The organism is Nocardiopsis sp. YSL2, from assembly GCF_030555055.1.
Taxonomy (GTDB): Bacteria; Actinomycetota; Actinomycetes; order Streptosporangiales; family Streptosporangiaceae; genus Nocardiopsis.
Window position 1 is genome coordinate 4,357,135 of record NZ_JAMOAO010000001.1, and the last position, 22,035, is coordinate 4,379,169.

The 22,035-nt window shown below is 72.6% G+C and carries 17 protein-coding genes; 9 read left to right on the plus strand and 8 right to left on the minus strand.

Features of this window, described 5'->3' with window-relative positions:
- Positions 1-140 precede the first annotated feature (140 nt).
- From M1P99_RS19215 to M1P99_RS19235, 5 genes are all read left to right on the plus strand, one after another.
- Positions 141-1,286, plus strand: a complete 1,146-nt coding sequence (locus tag M1P99_RS19215; RefSeq protein ID WP_304453985.1) for a helix-turn-helix domain-containing protein — start codon at positions 141-143, stop codon at positions 1,284-1,286.
- A gap of 148 nt (positions 1,287-1,434) precedes the next feature.
- A complete protein-coding gene (gene rimO / locus M1P99_RS19220; protein ID WP_304453986.1) occupies positions 1,435-2,883 on the plus strand; it encodes a 30S ribosomal protein S12 methylthiotransferase RimO in 1,449 nt (482 codons plus the stop codon).
- Entirely contained in the window at positions 2,880-3,485 is a 606-nt protein-coding gene (gene pgsA / locus M1P99_RS19225; RefSeq protein WP_304453987.1) for a CDP-diacylglycerol--glycerol-3-phosphate 3-phosphatidyltransferase, read from the plus strand. The genes rimO and pgsA overlap by 4 nt, the downstream gene beginning before the upstream one ends.
- Positions 3,482-4,018, plus strand: coding sequence for a CinA family protein (locus M1P99_RS19230; protein ID WP_304453988.1), 537 nt, complete (start codon positions 3,482-3,484; stop codon positions 4,016-4,018). Before pgsA ends, M1P99_RS19230 begins: the two co-directional genes overlap by 4 nt.
- 159 nt (positions 4,019-4,177) lie before the next feature.
- On the plus strand, positions 4,178-4,534 hold the full coding sequence (locus M1P99_RS19235; protein ID WP_304453989.1) for a helix-turn-helix domain-containing protein: 357 nt from the start codon (positions 4,178-4,180) through the stop codon (positions 4,532-4,534).
- Positions 4,535-4,919: 385 nt separating this feature from the next.
- Here M1P99_RS19235 and M1P99_RS19240 read toward each other — a convergent pair whose 3' ends face one another.
- The 5 genes from M1P99_RS19240 to M1P99_RS19260 form a co-directional block, all read right to left on the minus strand.
- Positions 4,920-5,384 carry an Rrf2 family transcriptional regulator gene (locus M1P99_RS19240; RefSeq protein ID WP_304453990.1) on the minus strand — a complete coding sequence of 155 codons (465 nt, stop codon included), beginning with the start codon at positions 5,382-5,384 and terminating at the stop codon, positions 4,920-4,922.
- Between the two features lie 228 nt (positions 5,385-5,612).
- A complete protein-coding gene (locus M1P99_RS19245; RefSeq protein WP_304453991.1) occupies positions 5,613-7,091 on the minus strand; it encodes a glycoside hydrolase family 3 protein in 1,479 nt (492 codons plus the stop codon).
- A 208-nt stretch (positions 7,092-7,299) separates the two neighbouring features.
- Complete coding sequence (locus tag M1P99_RS19250; protein ID WP_304453992.1) at positions 7,300-8,181, minus strand: carbohydrate ABC transporter permease; 882 nt, start codon at positions 8,179-8,181, stop codon at positions 7,300-7,302.
- Entirely contained in the window at positions 8,178-9,164 is a 987-nt protein-coding gene (locus M1P99_RS19255; protein WP_304453993.1) for a carbohydrate ABC transporter permease, read from the minus strand. The genes M1P99_RS19250 and M1P99_RS19255 overlap by 4 nt, the downstream gene beginning before the upstream one ends.
- Before the next feature lie 297 nt (positions 9,165-9,461).
- Positions 9,462-10,748 carry an extracellular solute-binding protein gene (locus M1P99_RS19260; RefSeq protein WP_304453994.1) on the minus strand — a complete coding sequence of 429 codons (1,287 nt, stop codon included), beginning with the start codon at positions 10,746-10,748 and terminating at the stop codon, positions 9,462-9,464.
- 262 nt (positions 10,749-11,010) lie between these two features.
- Between M1P99_RS19260 and M1P99_RS19265 the strand changes: the two genes are divergently transcribed.
- Positions 11,011-12,222, plus strand: coding sequence for an ROK family transcriptional regulator (locus M1P99_RS19265; protein WP_304453995.1), 1,212 nt, complete (start codon positions 11,011-11,013; stop codon positions 12,220-12,222).
- Between the two features lie 51 nt (positions 12,223-12,273).
- On the opposite strand, the gene M1P99_RS19270 is transcribed toward M1P99_RS19265, so the two are convergent.
- On the minus strand, positions 12,274-12,744 hold the full coding sequence (locus M1P99_RS19270) for a GNAT family N-acetyltransferase (RefSeq protein WP_304455753.1): 471 nt from the start codon (positions 12,742-12,744) through the stop codon (positions 12,274-12,276).
- A gap of 94 nt (positions 12,745-12,838) precedes the next feature.
- Complete coding sequence (locus tag M1P99_RS19275; RefSeq protein ID WP_304453996.1) at positions 12,839-17,398, minus strand: DEAD/DEAH box helicase; 4,560 nt, start codon at positions 17,396-17,398, stop codon at positions 12,839-12,841.
- An 80-nt stretch (positions 17,399-17,478) separates the two neighbouring features.
- Here M1P99_RS19275 and M1P99_RS19280 point away from each other — a divergent pair, with 80 nt between their 5' ends.
- The 3 genes from M1P99_RS19280 (at position 17,479) to recX (ending at position 19,458) form a co-directional block, all read left to right on the plus strand.
- Positions 17,479-17,673, plus strand: a complete 195-nt coding sequence (locus tag M1P99_RS19280) for a DUF3046 domain-containing protein (protein ID WP_304453997.1) — start codon at positions 17,479-17,481, stop codon at positions 17,671-17,673.
- A 140-nt stretch (positions 17,674-17,813) separates the two neighbouring features.
- Positions 17,814-18,944 (plus strand): recombinase RecA, encoded by a 1,131-nt coding sequence (gene recA / locus M1P99_RS19285; protein ID WP_304455754.1) that lies wholly within the window; start codon positions 17,814-17,816, stop codon positions 18,942-18,944.
- On the plus strand, positions 18,937-19,458 hold the full coding sequence (gene recX, locus M1P99_RS19290; protein WP_304453998.1) for a recombination regulator RecX: 522 nt from the start codon (positions 18,937-18,939) through the stop codon (positions 19,456-19,458). The genes recA and recX overlap by 8 nt, the downstream gene beginning before the upstream one ends.
- A 162-nt stretch (positions 19,459-19,620) precedes the next feature.
- Here recX and M1P99_RS19295 read toward each other — a convergent pair whose 3' ends face one another.
- Positions 19,621-21,957 (minus strand): prolyl oligopeptidase family serine peptidase, encoded by a 2,337-nt coding sequence (locus M1P99_RS19295; RefSeq protein ID WP_304453999.1) that lies wholly within the window; start codon positions 21,955-21,957, stop codon positions 19,621-19,623.
- Between the last annotated feature and the right edge of the window lie 78 nt (positions 21,958-22,035).

The following is a 22,035-nucleotide window of genomic DNA, read 5'->3' on the forward strand; positions in this document are numbered from 1 at the left end:
TCCGCGACCGGGGCCGCGGACGGACCCTGCCCGATTTGGAACGATCTTGGACGCCGCATGGGGCGTGGTGGCCTGCGTGGACGCGGACGGCAGGGCAGAGTGGACTCCGCCACTCACAGACAGTCGTGGAGGGAGTGCGCATGGCGACGATCGGCCACACTCTGGCCGCCGCACGCATCGCGGCGGGCTACACGGTCGCGGACCTCAGCACCCGTACACGCATCCGGGAACGGGTCCTCAAGGGCATCGAAGCGGAGGACTTCGTCCCCTGCGGAGGGGACTTCTACGCCCGCGGACACATCCGGGGCATCTGCCGGGCCCTGGGACTGGACCCGGATCCGCTCCTGGCGGAGTACGAACGCGACCACGCCGACAAGGCCAAGCTCGCCTTCGTCCCGCTCCAGCGCCACCCGGCGGCCGCCCCCGAGGCCGCCCGGGCGATCGCCGCGGCGCGCGCGGCCGCCCGAGGCTCCGACGACGACACCATGGCCGGGCCGCTGCGGGTCGGCGACGACGGAGAGGACCCCGCCGACGCCGCCGAGCGCTGGGGCCACTTCGAGCGCCGTCGCCACGTGGACCGACCGGTGCGGGGGAGAGCGCCGCGCGGGAAGGCACAGCGGGGGAAGGCACAGCAGGGGAAGGCGCAGCAGGGGAAGGCACCGAGCGGCGGCGTGCCGGCCCCGCGCGTGGGCCGGCACAGCGCCCAGTACCGGGAGCGGACGGCCGCGGCGGAGACCGCGACCGGGGTCCGGACCGCGTCCCGGGACGCCGAGCGCCCGCGTCCGGGGACCCGGGCCGCCGACCGCACCCGTCGGCGCCCGGCCGAAGCCGTCCGCCGGCACTGGCCGTGGGCGGTCGTCGGCGTCATCCTCGTCCTCGCGGTCTTCGTCGGAGTCCGGGCCTGGCAGGGATGGGAGGGCGAGCTCCCGCTGCGTTCGGCCGTCGAGTCCGGCAGCGTGGTCGGCCCCGCGCAGGACGGCGGCGGGGCCGCGCACGCCTCGGTGGCCGACGTGCCCGCGCTGGAGCCGCCCACCGAGTTCACGGTCGGGGTCGCCGCCTCGGACCGGACCTGGCTCAAGGTCACCGACACCGACGGCACGGACCTGTTCACCGGATTCCTGCTGGCGGGCCAGAGCCAGGAGTACGTCTCCGACGACACCCTGACGCTGCGGGTCGGCCACGCCGGAGCGCTCCGCGTGTCCGTCGACGGGCGGGACCTCGGCGCGGCGGGCTCGTCCGGCGCGGTCAAGGAGGTCACCGTCGACGCCGACGGCTTCACCGGGTGAGAGGCGTTCGCGTCCGGCCGGGTTCGGGCAGGTGGAGTATCCACGGTAGGGTTGGGGGTCGCGGCAGCGGCCTCCGGCCGGACGCGAGCGCGGCCCGGACCGCGTCGCGCGCCGCACCACTCGAAGCTCTCCCACACGCTTGGAAGCCATGTCATCGCGCCGTACTGTCTCACTCGTCACCCTGGGGTGTGCGCGTAACGAGGTCGACTCCGAAGAGCTGGCCGGACGCCTGGCCGAAGGCGGCTGGGACCTCGTCGACGGCGACGCCAAGGCCGACGTGACCGTCGTCAACACCTGCGGATTCATCGACGCCGCCAAACAGGACTCCATCGAGACGCTCCTGGAGGCGGCCGAGAACGGCGGCAAGGTCGTCGCCGCCGGGTGCATGGCCGAGCGCTACGGCTCCGAACTCGCCGACGCCCTGCCCGAGGCGCAGGTCATCGGCTTCGACGACTACTCCGCCATCACCGACCGGCTCGACGACGTCGTCGCCGGCCGTCAGCTCGTGCCGCACGATCCCCGCGACCGGCGCACGCTGCTGCCCATCAGCCCGGCGGACCGCGACGCCTCCCAGGCGCACGTCCCGGGCCACGCGGCCTTCACCGACGCCGCGGGCGCCGAGGGCACCGAGCTGCCCTACCGCGCCGCGATCCCGCGCCGCCGCCTCACCGGCGGTCCGGTCGCCAACCTCAAGATCGCGTCCGGCTGCGACCGCCGCTGCACCTTCTGCGCCATCCCCACCTTCCGCGGTGCCTACATCTCCCGTCAGCCCGACGAGATCCTGCGCGAGGCCGAGTGGCTGGCGGGTGAGGGCGTGCGCGAGGTGTTCCTCGTCAGCGAGAACTCCACGTCCTACGGCAAGGACCTGGGCGACGTCCGCGCGCTGGAGAAGCTGCTGCCGCGCCTGGCCGCGGTCGAGGGCCTGGAGCGCGTGCGCGTCAGCTACCTCCAGCCCGCCGAGGTGCGGCCCGGGCTCATCGACGTGCTCACCGGCACCCCCGGCGTCGTGCCCTACTTCGACCTCTCCTTCCAGCACGCCAGCGGTACCCTGCTGCGGCGCATGCGGCGCTTCGGCGACCGCGAGCGCTTCCTGGAGCTGCTGCGCACGGTCCGCGAGCGCGCCCCCGAGGCCGGCGCCCGCTCCAACTTCATCGTGGGCTTCCCCGGTGAGACCGAGGCCGAGTTCGAGGACCTGGTCGCCTTCCTCAGCGAGGCCAGGCTGGACGCGATCGGCGTCTTCGGCTACTCCGACGAGGACAACACCGAGGCCCTGGACCACCCGGGCAAGCTGTCCGCCGAGGTCATCGGCGAGCGCGTCGACCGGCTCAACCGGCTCTCCGAGGAGCTCATGGCCCAGCGAGCCGAGGAGCGGATCGGCACCGAGGTGACCGTGCTCGTCGAGACCGAGCTGGAGGACGGCGCCTACGAGGGCCGCTCCGGCCACCAGGCGCCCGAGGTGGACGGCAGCACCATCCTCTACGGTGAGAACCTCGCCGTCGGCGACCTGGTGCGCGCCACCGTCATCCAGTCCGCCGGCGCCGACCTGGTCGCCGAACAGGACGAGACCCAGGCGGACGGGGAAGCCGGAGACAGATGAGCACCCAGGAACCCGCGGCGTCGTCCGCGCCCCAGGCCCCGCTGTGGAACCTCGCCAACGTCCTGACGATGAGCCGCCTGGTCATGGTGCCGCTCTTCGTCTGGTTCATGTTCCTGGACGGCTCCTGGTGGCGCTTCGCCGCGTTCACGGTGTTCGTGCTGGCCGCGATCACCGACCGCATCGACGGCGAGATCGCGCGTCGCCGCAACCTGGTCACCGACTTCGGCAAGATCGCCGACCCCATCGCCGACAAGGCGCTCACCGGTGCGGCGCTGGTCGTGCTGTCCCTCCAGGGCGACCTGTGGTGGTGGGTGACCATCGCCATCCTGGCGCGTGAGTGGGGGATCACCGCCCTGCGCTTCGCGGTGCTGCGCTACGGCGTCATGCCCGCGAGCAAGGGCGGCAAGCTCAAGACCGTCCTGCAGATCGTCGCGATCAGCATCTACCTCTTCCCGCTGTATCTGCTGCCCTTCGCCTTCGTGTTCACCTGGGCCGCCCACCTGGTGATGGCGGCCGCCCTGGCGGTCACCCTGTGGACCGGGATCGTGTACGTGTTCGACGCCGTCCGTCTGACCCGCTCCCGGGGAGGGGCCGACTCGTGACCGGGGGCGGCGAGGACCTCGGTCCGCAGGTCGCCGCCGTGGCCGCCGCGCAGGCGGCCCACGAGTCCCTGCTCGCGCGCGGTGCCACCTGCGCCACCGCCGAGTCGCTCACCGGCGGCCTGATCGGCGCGCACCTGACCGCCGTGCCCGGGTCCTCGGCCACCTACCGCGGCGGTGTGGTGACCTACGCCACCCAGACCAAGGCCGATCTCCTCGGCGTCCCGGAGGAGCTCCTGGCCGCCCACGGCGCCGTCCACCCGGGCGTGGCCGAGGCGATGGCCTCGGGCGCACGCCGTCTCCTGGGCGCGGATTTCGCCGTCGCGGTGACGGGCGTCGCCGGGCCGGAACCCCAGGACGGACAGCCCGTGGGCACCGTCTACGCGGCCGTCGCCGGGCCCTCCGGGAACTCCGCCGCCCGTGCCTTTCGTTTCACCGGTGATCGTGGGGGTATCCGATACGCCACGGTCGAGGGCGCACTCGCGCTGCTGGACTCGGCCGTCCGCGGGAACGCGGTGGACGGCACCCGGTTCTGACTCCGTCGAGGGGATGCCCTCTACCCGTTTCCCGGGAACAAAACCACACCGGGACGCGGTTCCCCCTCCAGCGAACAGGACGACAAGAGGTGCCCGAATCGGGCGTGGGGCAGGTACGGTGTTGTATATGAAGGTCGCTACCGGTGGGAGGGAGCGCGAATGATGGTCCTGCTTCGTCACCTACTTGGTGACGTGCTCAGGCGGCTGCGCCAGCGCCAGGGCCGCACCCTCCGCGAGGTGTCGGCCGATGCACGTGTGTCCCTCGGATACCTGTCGGAGGTCGAACGCGGGCAGAAGGAAGCCTCTTCCGAACTGCTCTCCTCGATCTGCGGGGCCCTCGGGGTCCCGCTCTCGCAGGTGCTGAGAGAGGTCTCCGACCAGCTGGCCCTCGCCGAGCTCCAGGAGGCCGCGCTGCTCGGTGACGCGGTCACGGCCGATCCCGTTCCAGCGCAGGACCTCGGCATCGAGCAGGTACCGGATCGCGTTCCCCAGGTCGCCGACATGGTGGGGGTCTGACCCCAGCATTCGGGTCCGTACGTCAGTCCAGCTTCGCCGTGACCACGTGAAGGAGCCGACCACCCGCCCGGGTGGTCGGCTCCTTCACGTGGTCACGGCGCGCGGCGCGGGCAAGCGTCCCGAGCCGGTCCCGGGCCTACGGGACTCCAGGGGGTGAAGGGTGGGCCGTCAAGCCTGCCCCGACTACAGGGGGTCTGTCCGGGCCGAAGCGAGGAACGGGCGCAGGCCCAAGGAAGGCACGGGTGAAGGGGCGCGCCGGTGCCTGCAGGAGGAGCCGAGCCTGAGCAGGAAGGGCTGCGCCGTAGGCTTCCGTTGAGGGTGGTGGCGGGCGACGGCGTGGGCACGGGCGCAGGCGCGGGCGACGACGAAGGCCCCGGCGCGCCCCTCAGCGGTGGCTGTGGTTCACCCATGCCTCGGGATCCTCGGCGAGGGCGCGTACGGACTCCGGCAACTCGTTGGTCACCAGGTGCTGGAGGTTGACACCCTCCAGGATGGACCGCTCGCTGGCGCGCAGCGCGATCCACACCTGTTGCAGGCTGCGGGCGGCACCGTCGTAGTCGACGTGTTCGGGGCGTTCGCCTCGAACGTTGGCCAAGGGGCCGTCGACCGCGCGGATGATGTCCGCGAGGGAGATCTCCGCGGCCGGACGGGCCAGCCAGTAGCCGCCCACAGGGCCGCGCTGGCTGCGCACCAGACCGGCACGGCGCAGTTGGGTGAGGATGTTCTCCAGGAATTTTCCGGGGATGGACTGAGCACGCGCGAGCTGCTCCGCCGTCACCGGCCCTTCGCCGGCGACAGCGAGCTCCGCTGCCGCGCGTAGCGCGTAGTCGACCCGGGCTGAAAGGCGCATGCTGTGATTATGCCGTGTTTTGAAGGGCGAATGGGGCACCGGCCGCCCGCGGGAACGCCGCCGGCCGGGATGCTGCCTCTTAAGGATACTTCTCCGACCTGGTTTCTGGGACAAACCCCTCCCGTCGCCCGCCATCGCCCCTGGGGGGCGCTTCGCGCAGGGGAGGGGTTTCCGCCCTCAACGGAGAGCCTTCGGCTCCGGTCGTCCCACCGACGACGGACGGGGGAGTCAGCCCCGGGGCGGGACCGCGGCACCCACCGTGCCGCCGGAGCCCAGCAGCTCGGCGGCGCTGCGCGCGTTGACGTGCGCGGCGCCGTACGTGCTCACGTAGGCACCACAGCCGGGCCGCCAGATGGGCAGGCCCATCTCCACGACCACGGCGGTGGGGTGGGCCGCCAACAGGCGGCTGACGAGCTCCTGGGCCTCGGGGTAGCGGTGCGCGTCGCGCACCACGACGACCAGGTCGCGGCCGGCCGCCTCGGCGGCCAGCCGGTCGGCGCCGGCGACGTCGGGGGACACCCGCCGTACGTCGGGGAACCACCCGGACAGGCCCCAGTGGACGTCGCCCACGGCCATGCCCGCGGGCGCGTCCACCTCCACGACGAACGGGTCCGTCAGCGCGGGCAGCTCACCGTCCACCCTGGCCGCGCGGCGGGCCCCGGCCAGGCCGATGCCGTCGGTCTCGGCGGCCGCGGTCCTGCGGTCGGCGGTCCCGCGGATCCACGACCGCAGCGCGTTCGTGCGCTCGGCGGCCTCCTCCAGCCGCTCACCGGACAGGCGGCCCTCGCGGACCGCGTCGACCAGGGCCGTGCGTACTCGCTCGATCTGGTCGGCGTAGACGAACCGGCCCAGGCACAGCAGGTCGCAGCCGGCGGCGACCGCGCGCACGCTGGCCTCGGGGATGCCGATGCTGCCGCTGACGCCGTGCATGTCCATGGCGTCGCTCATGACGACCCCGGTGAAGCCCAGCTCGTCGCGGAGCAGGCCGTTGAGGATGCTCGGCGTGAGCGTGGCGGGCCCGTCGCCGCCCAGGGCGGGCATCTCGATGTGCGCGGTCAGGATCGTGCGGACACCCGCCTCGACCGCCGCCCGGAACGGGGCGAGCTCGCGCCGGTGCAGCAGGTCCAGGTCGGCCTCCACACGGGGCAGCACGTGGTGGGAGTCCTGTGAGGTCGCGCCGTGGCCGGGGAAGTGCTTGGCGCACGCCACCACACCTGCCTCCTGCAGGCCCTGGACGGCCGCCGCCGCGTGCCGGGCCACCAGGTCGGCGTCGGCGCCGAAGGAGCGGGTTCCGATGACCGGGTTGTCGGCCGCGACGTTGACGTCGACGGACGGCGCCAGGTCCATGTTGAAGCCCAGCCCGGCCAGGCGTCCGCCGAGGGAGCGGTGGGTCAGGCGGGTCAGGTCGGTGTCGTCGACCGCGCCCAGTGCGGCGTTGCCCGGGTAGTCGCTGCCGCGCGCCTGGCCGATGCGGGTGACGTCGCCGCCCTCCTCGTCCAGGGAGACCAGCGGCGTGTCGGCGGCCTCGGCCAGCCGCGCGTTCAGCGCGGTCACCTGCTCGGAGCCGTCCAGGTTGTTGTGGAACAGACAGACACCGGCGATGCCGTCCGCCAGACCCTCCAGCAGCCAGCGCGGTGCGTGGTGGGACTCGAAGGGGACCAGCAGTGTGGCGTTGGCCAGGCGCGCCAGGGTCGGGTCGTTCGACATGACGAACTCCGTTCGGTGAGCGTGAGAGTCCATAGAAGGACTGCGGCCGGAGGCCGGCCGTTGAGGGCGGTGGTGGGCGACGGGTGGGCCTGTGGCCGGAGGCCGGCCGTTGAGGGCGGTGGTGGGCGACGGGTGGGCCCGCGGCCGGCACCGTGCGTCGGGGCGGTGCCGGCCGGGCGGTGGTGAGGGGGAGGCGGCCGGGGCGGGGTCAGCCCTTGACCGCGCCCATGGTCAGACCGGAGACCATGCGGCGCTGGACGATGAGGAAGAAGATCATCACCGGGACGGTCAGCAGGGTGGAGGCGGCCATGATGGACCCCCACTCGATCGACACCGCGCCGAAGTAGTACTGCAGCGAGATCGGCAGCGTGTAGGCGCCCGTGTTGTTCTGCAGGAACGTGAAGGCGACGACGAACTCGTTCCAGGTGGTGATGAAGGCGAAGATGCTCGCGGCGGCGAGCCCGGGAGCGACCAGCGGCATGAGGATGCGCCAGAAGATCGTCCAGCCGCCGGCGCCGTCGATGGCCGCGGCCTCCTCCAACTCCTTGGGTACGGCGTTGACGAAGTTGCGGACCATCAGGATGGTGATCGGCAGGGACACCGCGACGTAGACCACGAACACGCCGGAGAGGTTGTTCACCAGTTCCACGTCCAGGGTCCGGCCCAGGTGGAAGAAGTTGACGAACAGCGAGATGATCAGCGCCTCGACCGGCACCATCTGGATGACCAGCAGCAGGACGATGAAGACCGAGCGCAGCCGGAACCGGTACCGCGCGACGCCGACCGCAGCGAGCAGGGACAGCAGCGCGGCGACGGTGACCGCGCCCAGGGTCACGATGAGGCTGTTGGTGAGGAACGACCAGAACGACGTGCCGGGGATGAGCACCCCGGACAGGACCCGCTCGAAGTGCTCGAAGGTGATCGTGCGCGGCAGCAGCGTGGGCTCGCGGGTGAAGATCTCCCCGGTGGGCCGCAGCGCGGTGGCCAGGACCCAGTAGACCGGGAACACCGCGAAGACGAGGACGGCGAGGGCCGCGGTGTACAGGCCGACCTTGCCGGCCGTCCTGCGCGGACGGTGGACGTTGTTCATCGGGTCTCCCCCTGGCGGATCATCACTCGCAGGTAGTACGCGGTGATCGCGAGGACCAGGACGGTCATGATGACGGCGATCGCCGAACCCATGCCGTAGTTCGGCGGGGTCGAGGCGAAGCCGAGTTGGTAGATGTAGACGGGCAGCAGGGCCACGTCGCGGTTGGTGACGCCACCGGCGAGGATGAACAGCTGCGTGAAGATCCGGAAGTCCCAGATCACCTGCAGGACGAGCAGCAGCGCGAAGAGCGGCCGCAGCATGGGGAAGGTGACGTTCCAGAAGCTCGTCCAGGCGCCGGCGCCGTCCATGCGCGCGGCCTCGTAGAGCTCGTTGGGGATGCTCTTGAGTCCGGCCAGCACGCTGATCGCCACGAACGGGAACGACTGCCAGACGACGGTCACGATCAGGATCGGGAAGAGCGTGCTCGGGGAGTTGAACCAGTTGAACTCCTCCCAGCCCGATCCCACGAGCCAGTCCGGCAGCCCCGCCATGATCGTGTTGAACAGGCCGTACCGGGTGTCGAAGAGCCAGCGGTAGACGATCGCGGCGCTGATGACGGGCGTGGCCCAGGCCAGCATCAGGCCCAGACCGAGGACGGTGGAGGCCCAGTTGGGGAGCTTGTGGAGCAGGATGCCCACGAGGGTCCCCAGGACCATCGTCACGACCACCATGGCCAGGCACACGACGATCGTGTTCCGGAAGATCTCCCAGAAGCGCGGGTCGGTCAGGACCGAGGTGTAGTGGGCGAAGCCGTTCCACTCCGCTTCCTGGCCCTGGAGTTGGCGCAGTCCGTAGTCGTGCAGCGACATCCACACCATCTGCACGATCGGCCAGAGCAGGACCGCTGCGAGGGCCGTGAGGGCGGGGAGGATGAGGAGGTAGGGCGCGAGCGCTCGGCGTCGCGGCACCAGCTTCGAGCGGAGGCGCGGCGGGGACCCCTGCGGATCGTCAGGAGTGGTGGCGCGTTCCAGCGTTTGTGTCATGGCTGTTCTCACCTGGCGGTTGGACGGGGCGGCCGTCGGTGCGACGGCCGCCCTAGGGCGTGTTCCGCAGGTACTCGCCCTGCTGCGCGTCGCCCCAGCGGCACTCTCGCGGCGTTCTCATCAGTCGACAGCCGAACCGGGCGGGCCCCGCTGTGCGATAACGGCGAAGCCGCACAGCAGGGGAACCCCTTCTTCGGCCTTGCGAGAGCACCACTGGATTCGGCGCTCGCGACGGGCGGCACCCGCGGAACACGCCCTAGCCGTGCGCGGGAGCGCACGGCCGTGGCTGCTCTGTTGCTACTCGGTGGGGCGGTTGAGCGCCTCGGTGAGCTCGTCGTTCAGCTCGGGGAGCACGTCGTCGGCGGACTCGCCCTCGGCCATGCGCTGCACCGCGGTCTGGACCGTGGTCAGCTCCCACTGGACGTGGCCCCAGTTGGGCGTGTCCGGGAACAGGCGCAGGTCACCGGTGGCCTGGGTGGCCGCGCCGGACAGGACGGGGTCGTTCTGGAAGGTCTCGCTCTCCAGCACGTCGCCGTAGGTCGGGAACATCGACGAGACCTCGTTGTAGGTCAGCGCGTTGTCCTTGCTGTTCAGCGTGGTGATGTAGTCGAACGCTGCCTCGGGGTGCTCGGTGGTGCCCCACACGGCCAGGTCGGAGCCGCCGCCGAAGGCGGGGGCCATGCCGTCCGCTCCGGGGATCGGCGCGGTGGCCCACTGGTCGGCGTGCTCGTCGTTCAGGTCCTCCAGCTGGGCCCGGGCCCAGGGGCCGTCGATGAACATGCCGAGGTCGCGGTTGACGAAGTCGGCGTGCGCGCAGTCGACCTCGTTCAGGCCGATGCAGGCGCTCGGTGAGACCCCGTCCACGGTCAGGTCCGCGTAGAACTCCAGGGCCTCGGTGGTCTCGGGGGAGTCCAGCTGCCCCGTCCACTCGTCGCCCTCCAGGGTGGCGAACTCGCCGCCGTTGGACCAGACGAAGCTGGCGATGCCGTTGAGGAAGTCGGTCGGTGCGGCGAAACCGGGGACGTCGTACTCGTCCTCGATGGCGGCGGAGACCTCCAGGAGCTCGTCCCAGTCCTGCGGCGGCTCGTGGCCGAGTTCGCGGAGCCAGTCGGCGTTGTACCAGAGGGCGCGGACGCCGCTGTACCAGGGGACGCTGTACTGGGCGTCGCCGAAGGTGCCGTTGGCGTAGGCGCCCTCCAGGATGTCCTCGCGCTCCTCCCAGTCCTCGGCCAGCTCGGCGACGTCGTAGAGCGCTCCGGCGTCGGCCCAGGTGGGAACCTGGTCGTTGCCGATCTCGACGACGTCGGGGCCGCCACTGACCATCGCCGTCTGGAACCGCTGGGAGAACTCGCCCCAGGGGACCCACTGCACGTCGACCTCGGTGTCGGGGTAGAGCTCCTGGTACTGCTCGGTGACCGAGTCCATGAAGGCGTTCTGGTCCTCGGTGGCGTCACCCATCCGCCACACGGTGAGGGTCTCGGGGGCTCCGGCGGAGCCGCCTGCGTCGCCCTCGTCGGAGCCGCCGCCACAGGCGGCGGCGAGCATGACCACGGCCGAGGCCGCGGCGATCTTGGGGAACTTCATGGTGTACCTGTCTCCCTTCGCACGGCGCGCTGGGGCTCGACGCCTGTGCTCGACGCGGCCTGGGATCATAGGTGATCCGGCCGCTTCGACGACTGTGTGGGAACTGTGCTGGGATAGCACGTTGGCCGTCCCGCCGGCGCGGGTACCGGGGGGTCCGTGTTCGATGGGAACTCGGACCTTTCCGGGACGTGACCTCCTGTGAGGTTGTGAGCTAAATTAACAGGAAACTTTCCTAATAAAAACAGGGTGAGGTGTCACGGTTATGTCTCAACGCCCGGGAACTCCCCGGCTGCTACGCCAGCTCAACGACCGTGCGGCGCTGGAACTGCTGCTGTCGGCCGGTCCGCTGACCCGAACGCAGCTGGGAACGAGAACGGGACTGTCCAAGGTGACCGCCTCCCAGCTCCTGGCCCGATTGGAGGAGCGCGACCTGGTCCGCGTGGTCGGCAGCAAGGCCGGCGGCCGCGGACCCAACGCGGCGCTCTACGCGGTCGTCCCAGAAAGCGCTTACGTCGCGGCACTGGACGTCAGCGCGAGCCGCGTGACGGCGACGATCGCCGACATCACCGGCCGCGTCATCAGCGAGGTCAGCGTCGACCCCAGCGCCTCCGACGAGCCCGTCGCGCTGGTGCACACAGCCGTGATGCGCCTGGCGGACAAGGCGGGCGTCCCCCTCGACCGGGTCCGCGCCTGCGTGATAGGCACACCCGGCGTGGTCGATCCGCGCACGGGCGACATCCGCTTCTCCTTCGACCTCATGTCCTGGCACGAGGGGGTGCTCGAGGCCCTGCGGGCCGACCTCAAGCGGTCGGTGGTGATCGAGAACGACGTGAACCTGGCCGCACTCGCCGAGCACGCAGAGGGAGCCGCCTCCGGCGTGGCCGAGTTCGTCCTGATCTGGCTCAGCGCGGCGGGCGGCGTCGGTATGTCCACGATGATCGACGGGCGCATCCACCGCGGCCGCTCGGGCGGCGCGGGCGAGATCGGCTACCTGCCGGTGCCAGGCGCGCCGATGCCCAGCGACATCGGGGTGTCCAGCGGCTACGAGCCGCTCAGGGACCACTCCGACGAGCTGCCGCACGGCTTCCAGGCCCTGGTCAAGGCCAACCAGGTGGTCCGGCTGGCCGCCGAGCACGGCATCACCGGTGAGGACGTGGTGGACGTCGTCAGCGCCGCATCCGCGGCCGGGACCCCCGACGCCGACGCCTTCCTCGACGCCTTCGCCGAACGGCTCGCCCGCGGAGTGGCCGCCGTCAGCGTCGTCATCGACCCGGGCCTGGTGGTGCTCGGCGGAGACGTGGCCCGGGCGGGCGGCGCCAAGCTGGCCGAGCGGGTGGAGGAGGCGACCGCCAGGATCGGGCCGAACGCCACGGAGGTCGTGCTGGGCGCGGTCGAGGGCAGCACGGTGGTCCGGGGAGCACTGCTGCACGCGCTCGAACGCGCGCGCGAGGAGGTGTTCTCCTCCACGGTGTGAAGGGCGCCGGGCGGGGCGCGGCCTCGGCCGACGGAACCCGGCCGCACCCGGTCAGCCCGGCCGCCCCGCCATCACGATCCGGGGCCGGACCCGGATGCCGGCCTCCGCCTCCCACAGGCGCACCAGCTCCGGCCCCCACTCCGGGCGGGGGAGGGGAGCGAAGCCGCGGGCGGTGTACCACGGCCCGTTCCACGGCAGATCCCGGAACGTGGTGAGGGTGATCCTCCCGTGGCCCCGCGCGGCGGCCTCGGCGCGGACCGCGGCCAGCAGGGCCGAACCGACGCCCCGGCGCCCGTGGGCGGGATCGACCGCGATCTGTTCGAGATGGGGGTGGCCGTCGATCGCGACGGTCGCCGCCAGACCGCACGGGCGGCCGTCGGACGCGGTCGCGACCAGGACCCGGTCGGCGTGCGCCAGCAGCGTGCGCGGATCGTCCGGGGGCAGCTCCACCCCGGCCCCGGCGAACACCGCGTCGGCCGCCAACGACACCCGGACCAGGTCCGGCTCGTCCTCGGCCCGCATCGGTCGGATCTCCACGGCCGCGCCCCTCTCCCGTCGTCGTGTCCGGACCCATCGTGGCCCGGCGACGCCGGACCCGCCACCGAATTCCCGCCGGTCACTCGCGCAGCCGCAGCCCCTTGGGCGTGACGTGGAACCCGGCGGCCACCAACGCGGTGTCCAACGGGGTCCCGAAGACGTCGGCGCCGTCGGCCCGCTCGACCACCACCGGGCCGAGCCCGCGCTCGCGCACAGTCGCCGCCAGCGCGCCGGCCGCGCGTTCCAGCAGCGCGGGAGCCGCCCCGAACGTGACCGCCGAGCGCCCGCCCAGATGCAGGTACAGCGTGGGCCCGCCGCCGTCGAGGACCACCAGCGCGTGACCGACCCGGGCCGGCCTCCCGCTGCCATCGCGGCCGGTCGACGGCCACGGGAGGGACTGCCCGTAGGGATTGGCCGGATCGGTGGCGGCGAGCACCAGGCACCCGCCCCCCTCCCCCCGCGCCCGAGCGGGCCCGCCCCCGGACACCGCGCGCAACCGGTCCACCGCTCCGGGCAGCGCGAACTGGGCGCCGCCCAGCCCCTCCACGAAGTAGCCGCGGCGCACCTGCCCCGACTCCTCCATCGACCGCAGCACCTGGTACTCCTCCCGGGAGATCCCCCGGCCCTGCGACCCGTAGGTCACCAGGCCCTGCTCGTCCAGCTTGGCCTGCGCACGCGCGAGCGCCCGCAGGGTCGGATCGCTCTCGCGCTCGGGCAGCGCCGACCACCGCCCGGCGGCCGTGGGCGGTCCCGACCGCGACGGCATCACCGGCCGCCCCCGGCGCCCGGCCCGCGCCGGTGAGCGCCTGCGCACCGACCCCGAACCGAGCAGGGCCCGCAGCGGGGCCAGGGAGTCGTTGGTCACGTGCCCGGCCCACACCAGGTCCCACAGCGCCTCCACCAAGGCGGCGTCGGAGACCACCGACCCCAGCGCCCGCGAGGCGCGGTCGGACAGGTCCCGGAAGAACAGCCCGCCGCCGCCCGACAGCACCTCCAGGACGGCGGAGGCGACGGGCTCGGCCTCCGCGGCCACGGGGACGGGGTCCGGCAGCAGCGCGGCCGCCTCGTCGGCGGGCACCAGCGTCAACCACCCGTCGTCCCCGGGCAGGCCCGACCGTCCTCCACCGCCACCCCCAGCGGACGCCCTACGGCCGCGGCGCCCTCCGCCGACACCCGCCCACACCACCTCGCCGGCCTGGGTCAGCGCGTCCAGCGCCACCGGCGCGTACCCCTCGACGCGGGCGGGCAGCACGCTCGCCTCCAGGTCCGACGCGGCGATCGGCGCGCCCCGCATCGACTCCACCGCCGCGAACACCGCGTCCGGACCGCGCAGCCGCTCCCCGGGGACCGCGTGCTGCCACTGAGGGACGAACCGGGCCAGCGCCGACGGGGGCACCGGCTCGACCTCGCGGCGCAGCCGGGCGATCGAGCCGCGCCGCAGCCGCCGCAGCACCTCGGCCTCGCACCACTCCGTGCCGGTCCCCCCTGGACGGAAGCCTCCGCGGACCACCCGGCCCGACTCCGCCAGCTCCCGCAGCACCCCCAGGACCACGTCCTCGGGCAGGCCCAGGCGCTCGGACGCCTCCGCCGCCTCGAACGGGCCGTTCGTGCGCGCGTACCGCGACACCAGGTCGCGCCGCGGCGCGACCACCGGCTCCAACAGGGCGTCGGGCACACCCGGGGGAGGGACCACGCCGATCGCGTCGCGCAGCCGTGCCGCGTCCTCCACCGCGTACCAGCGCTCGGTGCCCGCCACCCGGCCGCGCAGCACGCGGCCCTCCTCCGCCAGGTCGTCGAGCCACGCCGGACGCACACCGCGCTCGGCCGCCTCCTCCGTGGACAGCGGTCCGACCTCGCGCAGGAGGTCGGCCGCGGCCTCCGCGTCCCGGACCGGTGCCGCGGTGCGCTGCAGGAGGGCGCCGGTGTGCGCCACGACATCCGGGTCGAGCAGTTCCCGCAGGTCCACCGCGCCCAGCAGGTCGGCCAGCAGGGAGGAGTCGAGGGTGAGCGCCTGTGCGCGCGACTCGGCGGCCGGGGCGTCCCCCTCGTAGAGGAAGGCCGCCGTGTACTCCATCAGCAGCGACTGGGCGAACGGTGAGGCCCGCTCGGTGCGCACCTCGACCACGCGGACCCTGCGGGCGCGGATGTCGGCGAGGACCTCCACCAGGGCCGGGACGTCGAACACGTCGCGCAGGCACTCGCGCACGGTCTCCAGGACGATGGGGAAGGACCCGTACCGGCCCGCGACCGACAACAGGTGCGCCGAGCGCAACCGCTGCTGCCACAGCGGCATCCGCTTGTCCGGACGCTGGCGCGGAAGCAGCAGGGCCCGGGCGGCGCACTCGCGGAAGCGGGCGGCGAACAGGGCCGAGCCGGTCAGCTCCTGGGTGACCAGGTCCTCGACGGTGCCGGGATCGAAGGTGATCAGATCGGTGAGCTCACGGGAGACGACGGCGGCGTCGTGCTCGATGTCGGGCAGCCGGATCACGATGCCGTCGTCGCCGTGCACGACCTGGGCGTCGACACCGAAGCGCTCCCGCAGCCGGCCGCCGAGGGCGAGGGCCCACGGAGCGTGCACCCGCGCGCCGAGCGGGGAGTGCAGCACCACGCGCCAGTCGCCGACCTGGTCGCGGAAGTGCTCCAGCACCACCGTGCGGTCGTCGGGCGCCTGCCCGGTGGCCTCGCGCTGATCCGTCACGTAGGCCACGAGGTTGTCGGCCGCCCACGGGTCCAACCCGGCGGCGAGGGCGCGCTCGACGGCGTCGTCGGGGTCGGCGGCGGCCAGTTCCCTGGTCAGCGCGCCCACGGCCCGGCCCAGCTCGGCCGGGCGGCCCATCGAGTCCGCCTTCCAGAACGGCATGCGTCCGGGGCGGCCCGGGGCGGGGGAGACCAGGACCCGGTCGGCGGTGATCGCGTCGATCCGCCAGGAGGTCGAGCCGAGGACGAAGACGTCGCCCACCCGCGACTCGTAGACCATCTCCTCGTCCAGCTCGCCGACCCGGGTGGGGGCCCGCCCGGAGGAGGCGGGCCCGGACAGGTGCACCGAGTACAGGCCGCGGTCGGGGATGGTGCCGCCGCTGATCACCGCGAGCCGCTGCGCGCCGGGACGCGCGCGCAGGACGTCGGCCTCGCGGTCCCACACCACACGGGGGCGCAGTTCGGCGAACTCGTCGGAGGGGTAGCGGCCCGAGAGCATGTCCAGCACGGACTCCAGGACGGAGTCGGCCAGGCGGGCGAAGGGGGCGGCCCGGCGGACCAGCGCGGCGAGGTCGGCCACCGGCCAGTCGTCCATGGCGACCATCGCGACGATCTGCTGGGCCAGGACGTCGAGCGGGTCGCGCGGCATCTCCAGGCGCTCGATGCCCCCCTCGCGCATCCGCTCCACGACCACGGTCGCGGCCAGCAGGTCCCCCCGGAACTGGGGGAAGAACACGCCGCGCGAGGTCTCCCCGACCTGGTGCCCCGCCCGCCCCACGCGCTGGAGGCCGCTGGCGACGGAGGGCGGGGCCGCCACCTGCACGACCATGTCGACGGCGCCCATGTCCACGCCCAGTTCCAGGCTCGACGTGGCGACGACGCACCGCAGGCGGCCCGCCTTGAGGTCGTCCTCGATGAGCGCGCGCTCGGCCTTGGAGACGGAGCCGTGGTGCGCTCGGGCGATGACGGGCTCCCCGCCCCTGCTCTGCCCGGACTGTCCGATGGCGTCGGCGGCGTGCTCCTGCGGGGGCAGGCCGCCGCCGTGGAGCTCGGCGTGCAGGTCGTTGAGCCTGGCGCAGAGCTTCTCCGCCGTACGGCGGCCGTTGGTGAACACGATCGTGGAACGGTGGGCCTCGACCAGGTCCAGGACCCGCCGTTCGACGTGCGGCCAGATCGACCCCCGGGAGAGCGGGCCGGGGCCGTCGGCGCCGGTGCCCGCGGGGCCGGGCTCCTCCATGTCGGGGACGGGCACCACCACGCTCAGGTCCATGTGCGGGGTGTCGTGGGGGGCGACCACCGAGGCGCCGCCGAGGAACTCCGCGACGAGCTCCGGCGGGCGGACCGTGGCGGACAGGCCGATGCGCTGGGCGGGCCGGTCCAGCAGGTCCTCCAACCGCTCCAGGCTCAGCGCGAGGTGCGCGCCGCGCTTGGTGCCCGCCAGGGCGTGGACCTCGTCCACGATCACGGTCTCCACGCCGGCCAGGCTCTCGCGGGCCCTGGAGGTCAGGACCAGGAACAGGGACTCGGGCGTGGTGATGAGGATGTCCGGCGGGCGTGTCGCCAGGCGCCGCCGCTCGGCGGCGGGGGTGTCGCCGGTGCGCACGCCGACGGTGACGGGGGAGAGCGGGAGGCCCTGGTCCCGCGCGGCCGCGGAGATCCCGGCCAGCGGCGCGCGCAGGTTGCGCTCGATGTCGACGGCCAGCGCCTTGAGGGGGGAGACGTAGACGACCCGGCAGCGGCCGTCCCCGGGGGACCGGGTGAGCCGGTCCAGGGACCACAGGAAGGCCGAGAGCGTCTTGCCGGAACCGGTCGGCGCGACCACCAGGGTGTTCCGGCCCTGGGAGATCGCGTCCCAGGCCTGGGCCTGGGCGGGTGTGGGGCCGGCCGGGAAGGCCTGGTCGAACCAGGTCCGGGTCGCGGCGCCGAAGCGTTCGCCGATCATGCCGACAGTGTGCCCGCCGCGGCCGACGAATTCCGCCAGGGGTGCCGAGCGCGTCGGTCGTATCACCGATACTGGGGCCGATGAGACTCTCGAATTTCTGGCACAACATGCACGAGCAGTTCGGTGAGGCCTACGCGGAGAGCCTGGCCAAGGACTACGTCATCGAGGGGCTCGGCTCGCGCACGGTGTACCAGGCCCTCTCCGAGGGCGTGGGGGCCAAGCAGGTGTGGAGGGCGGTGTGCGAGGCGTTCGACCTTCCCACGAGCGCTCGGTGAGTCCACAAAGCATCGAACACAAGTTCGGGTAGTGTGGGTTGTCCACAGGCGTTCGTCTGGCGTCGCGTTTGTCGTAGCGACGGCGTAGCGTCGTGCGCATCATGAAGAAGAAGGCATCCACCCAACAACAGGGGTACCCCGTGGCATCTGGTGACCGAGACAAGGCTCTCGAAACAGCTCTCGCGCAGATCGAGCGGCAGTTCGGCAAGGGTTCCATCATGCGGTTGGGCGACGACGAGCGCCCGCCCATCGAGTCGATCCCCACCGGTGCGATCGCGCTGGACGTCGCGCTCGGTATCGGCGGTATCCCGCGCGGCCGCATCGTCGAGATCTACGGACCCGAGAGCTCCGGAAAGACGACCGTCGCGCTGCACGCCGTGGCCAGCGCCCAGAAGCTGGGCGGCATCGCGGCCTTCGTGGACGCCGAGCACGCGCTCGACCCCGAGTACGCCAAGAAGATCGGCGTCGACACCGACAATCTCCTGCTCTCGCAGCCGGACACCGGCGAGCAGGCGCTGGAGATCGTCGACATGCTCATCCGCTCCGGCGCGGTCTCCATCATCGTCATCGACTCCGTGGCGGCCCTGGTGCCGCGCGCGGAGATCGAGGGCGAGATGGGCGACAGCCACGTCGGCCTGCAGGCCCGTCTGATGTCCCAGGCGCTGCGAAAGATCGCCGGTGCCCTGCACCAGACCGGTACCACGGCGATCTTCATCAACCAGCTCCGGGAGAAGGTCGGCGTCATGTTCGGTAGTCCTGAGACGACGACCGGCGGCAAGGCGCTCAAGTTCTACTCCTCGGTGCGTCTGGACGTGCGCCGGATCGAAACGCTCAAGGACGGGACCGACGCGGTCGGCAACCGCACCCGCGTCAAGATCGTCAAGAACAAGGTGGCCCCGCCCTTCAAGCAGGCCGAGTTCGACATCCTCTACGGTGTGGGCGTCTCGCGCGAGGGCAGCCTGATCGACCTGGGTGTGGAGCACGGCATCGTCCGCAAGTCCGGAGCCTGGTACACCTACGACGGCACCCAGTTGGGCCAGGGCAAGGAGAACTCGCGCAACTTCATGCGCGAGAACGTCGACGTGGCCAACGAGATCGAGAAGAAGATCAAGGAGAAGCTGGGCATCACGGTCAAGGGCGACGACAGCGCCTCCGGTCCCGGCGAGCCGGCCAAGCCCGCGGCCGACGCTGCGGCCAAGGAGACCGCGAAGCCGACCGCCAAGCGCACGACGGCGGCCAAGACCACCAAGGCGCCGACGTCTGATGCGTGAGGCGGGGGAGCACACGGAGGATCCCGAGGCCAAGGCGAGAGCCCTGTGTCTGCGGATGCTCACGCATTCCCCGCGTACCCGTGCCCAGTTGGAACGGGCCCTGCTCCGCCGCGAGTTCTCCGACGAGGTCGTGCGGTCGGTGCTGGGCTCGTTCGACGAGGCGGGCCTGATCGATGACGAGGCCTTCGCCCAGGCGTGGGTGACCTCCCGGCACCACGGCCGGCGCCTGTCCCGCAGCGCGCTGGCCCGGGAACTGCGCACCCGGGGCGTCGAGGACGACACCGTGCGCGAGGCCGTCGCGCAACTGTCGGACGAGGACGAGGCCGAGGCCGCCCGCGACCTGGCCCGACGCCGACTCGCCACGACCAGGGGCAAGGACAAGGAGGTCCGTATCCGGCGCGCCCTGGGTGTCCTCGCCCGGAAGGGCTACTCCTCGGGCCTGTCCTACCGGGTGGTCCGGGAGGAACTCGAACGCGAGGGCGTCGAGGCGGAGCTGTACGACCCTGACCTGTAGGGGCGGGGATCCGGAGTCCCACGGGCCCGCCGCCCGTGGCGAACGCGCGCGGGCACCGCGAGACGCCCGTGGCTCGGTCCGACTCCGCGGTGACGGCGGGGGCGCAGGATTCGCCCGCGGCCCCGCGCCGGAGGGACCGGCGTGCCCGACTCCGGCGGCCGGTCAGCCGTTCTGGTGCTCGCGCTCGAGGGTCTGCTCTGTGCTCGCGGTCCCGTTCCCCGACAGGGGCGGGCTCTGCTCCGACGCTGCGGGCGAGGGTTCCGACCCGCCCGCCTCCGGGCGGTCCGGCGGCGCCGCGGACAGGGAGAGCGGCTGCACGCCGACACCGAAGTCGGTGCCGAAGACGCGGGCGTAGAAGGCCAGTTCGGTGTCCAGCGCCCGGATGCGTGCCTCCGCCGAGCGGAAGCCGTGGCCCTCGCCCTCGAACTCCACCAGGGCGTGCGGGATGCCGCGTTCGCCCAGTGCCGCGGCCATCGTGCGGGCCTGGTCCGGCGTGACCACGGGGTCCGCGGTGCCCTGGAGCAGGAGTACCGGGACGTCGATCTCGTCGATCCGGTTGATGGGCGAGCGCTCCCGGTAGCGTTCGGTGAAGCCCGGAAGCGTGCCGACGAGCGAGTCCAGGAAGCGGGACTCGAAGTCGTGGGTCGTCTCGGCCAGGCCGAGCAGATCGGCCACCCCGTAGTAGGACACCCCGCAGGCGAACGTGTCCGCGGTCAGGGACAGCAGGGCCGTGAGGCCGCCCGCGGAGGGGCCTCGGATGGCCAGGCGCTCGGGATCGGCCAGTCCCTGGTCCACGAGGGAGCGGGCGACGCCGATCGCGTCCTCCACGTCCACCACCCCCCACTCCTTGTGGATCCGCTTGCGGTAGGAGCGTCCGTAGCCGGTGGATCCGCCGTAGTTGACGTCGGCCACACCGATGCCCCGGCTCGTGAAGTAGGCCTTGACCAGGTCGTACTCCGTGGTGCTGTGCGCGACCGGTCCGCCGTGCACGTGGACGACGTACGGGGCGGGCCCCGTTGCCTCGGGCGGGTACACGTTCACGTGGACGGGAGCGCCGTACCTGCCGGGGAGCGTCTGGGGCTGGGGCACGGGGATCCTGACCGGCGCGGTGCCGACGGGCGTGCCCGTGTCGCCGTCCGCTCCGGTGCCCGGCAGGTCGCTGGTGCGCAGGACCTCGACGCTCCTGGTGGCCGGGTCCAGGCGGACCAGGCACGGGGGAGTGGTGGGTGAGGCCGCGATGGCCACGACGGACGCGCCGTCGGAGTCCAACTGGGACCAGGAGGTCAGGTCGGTCGCGATCGGGGTCAGGTCGAGGGTCTCGGGGTCGTAGAGGCTCGGGGTCATGTCGGCGAGCCCGTGCAGCACGACCAATTGGCCCGAGGACAGCACCTGGAACGAGCGGTGGCCCAGGCGCCACGGCGGGACGTGGAACTCCTCCTCGGCGGGGTACAGGGCGATCGCCTGGCCCTTGAGGCCGGCCTGGTAGAGGTTCCACCACCCGGGCCAGTCGGAGGCGAGGTAGAGCGTGGAGTCGTCCACCCACAGCGGGGAGAGGACCGACTCGTCCACGCCGCCCTTGAGCGTGTACTCGGATCCCTCGCGCGGGGCCACGCGGAGCTCGGTGCCGTCCCACGGCATGCGCGGGTGGTTCCAGCGGACGTAGGCCAGGTGGCCGCCGTCCGGGGACTCGGTGGGTGAGGCGTAGAAGTCCGCACCCGAGGCCAGTTCACGGATGGCGGACGGTTCCTGTGACCCGCGGCCGGACAGGGGCACGGCGACGATCGAGCGGCGGATCCCGCCTCCGCGCCCGCTGCGGCTCCTGTGCCGGTCGCCCGGTCCCGTCCCCTGGGGCCCGCCCTCGGTCCCGACCGCCCCGGGCGTTCCCGCCGTGTCGGCCGCATCGACCGTGACGGCCGTCGCGGTGTCCCCGGCGGCCTGTCCGTTCCCGGCCGTCTCACCGGTCGGCCCGTCCTCTGCCGTTCGCCCGATCGGCGCCTGGGCACCGGACTCCGCGCCCGTGCCGCCCGCACCGCCCGACGTCCCCGTGGCGACCGGGGCGTGCTCCTCGCGCACGCACAGCACCGCGCGCCCGTCGGCGGTGAGCGCCAGGTCCGCGTAGCGCAGACCGGCCTCCGTGCGCGGCTCGGGGGTGAGGGGGACCGGTTCCTTGGCGTCGCGCTCCCACAGGTACAGGCGCTGGTCCTCCGCGTGGGCGAAGACCACTCCCATCCGGGCGATGGCCTTGTCGTCGCGCCGGGGCACCGGCAGGAACGAACGGCCCCCGTACTCGTGCACGCGATTGCCGACACCCCACGGGGCGGGAAGGAGTTCGCGCACCGCGCCGTCGGCGTCGCGCCGCATGAGGGTGACCCGCCGCTCGTCGGGGCGTTCCTCCTCCCACCAGACCTCGTCGCCCACGACGGAGGGGAAGGCCATCCGGCGTACTCCTCGGGCGACGTCACCGGCGGTGATGGGCTGGGGGTTCGACAGTTCAGACATGTCCCGCTCAGGAATGGGTCTAGATCAGATGACATGTCGACCTTAGTCGTGAAGTGTCGCTCGTGGGAGCCCTGCCTC

What these genes read in the sequence shown, in the direction of transcription:
- M1P99_RS19215 (WP_304453985.1), top strand. Translation starts at nt 141, where the DNA reads ATGGCGACGATCGGCCACACTCTGGCCGCCGCACGCATCGCGGCGGGC.
- rimO (WP_304453986.1), top strand. Translation starts at nt 1,435, where the DNA reads ATGTCATCGCGCCGTACTGTCTCACTCGTCACCCTGGGGTGTGCGCGT.
- pgsA (WP_304453987.1), top strand. Translation starts at nt 2,880, where the DNA reads ATGAGCACCCAGGAACCCGCGGCGTCGTCCGCGCCCCAGGCCCCGCTG.
- M1P99_RS19235 (WP_304453989.1), top strand. Translation starts at nt 4,178, where the DNA reads ATGATGGTCCTGCTTCGTCACCTACTTGGTGACGTGCTCAGGCGGCTG.
- M1P99_RS19240 (WP_304453990.1), bottom strand. Translation starts at nt 5,384, where the DNA reads ATGCGCCTTTCAGCCCGGGTCGACTACGCGCTACGCGCGGCAGCGGAG.
- M1P99_RS19245 (WP_304453991.1), bottom strand. Translation starts at nt 7,091, where the DNA reads ATGTCGAACGACCCGACCCTGGCGCGCCTGGCCAACGCCACACTGCTG.
- M1P99_RS19250 (WP_304453992.1), bottom strand. Translation starts at nt 8,181, where the DNA reads ATGAACAACGTCCACCGTCCGCGCAGGACGGCCGGCAAGGTCGGCCTG.
- M1P99_RS19255 (WP_304453993.1), bottom strand. Translation starts at nt 9,164, where the DNA reads ATGACACAAACGCTGGAACGCGCCACCACTCCTGACGATCCGCAGGGG.
- M1P99_RS19260 (WP_304453994.1), bottom strand. Translation starts at nt 10,748, where the DNA reads ATGAAGTTCCCCAAGATCGCCGCGGCCTCGGCCGTGGTCATGCTCGCC.
- M1P99_RS19265 (WP_304453995.1), top strand. Translation starts at nt 11,011, where the DNA reads ATGTCTCAACGCCCGGGAACTCCCCGGCTGCTACGCCAGCTCAACGAC.
- M1P99_RS19270 (WP_304455753.1), bottom strand. Translation starts at nt 12,744, where the DNA reads ATGCGGGCCGAGGACGAGCCGGACCTGGTCCGGGTGTCGTTGGCGGCC.
- M1P99_RS19275 (WP_304453996.1), bottom strand. Translation starts at nt 17,398, where the DNA reads ATGATCGGCGAACGCTTCGGCGCCGCGACCCGGACCTGGTTCGACCAG.
- M1P99_RS19280 (WP_304453997.1), top strand. Translation starts at nt 17,479, where the DNA reads ATGAGACTCTCGAATTTCTGGCACAACATGCACGAGCAGTTCGGTGAG.
- recX (WP_304453998.1), top strand. Translation starts at nt 18,937, where the DNA reads ATGCGTGAGGCGGGGGAGCACACGGAGGATCCCGAGGCCAAGGCGAGA.
- M1P99_RS19295 (WP_304453999.1), bottom strand. Translation starts at nt 21,957, where the DNA reads ATGTCTGAACTGTCGAACCCCCAGCCCATCACCGCCGGTGACGTCGCC.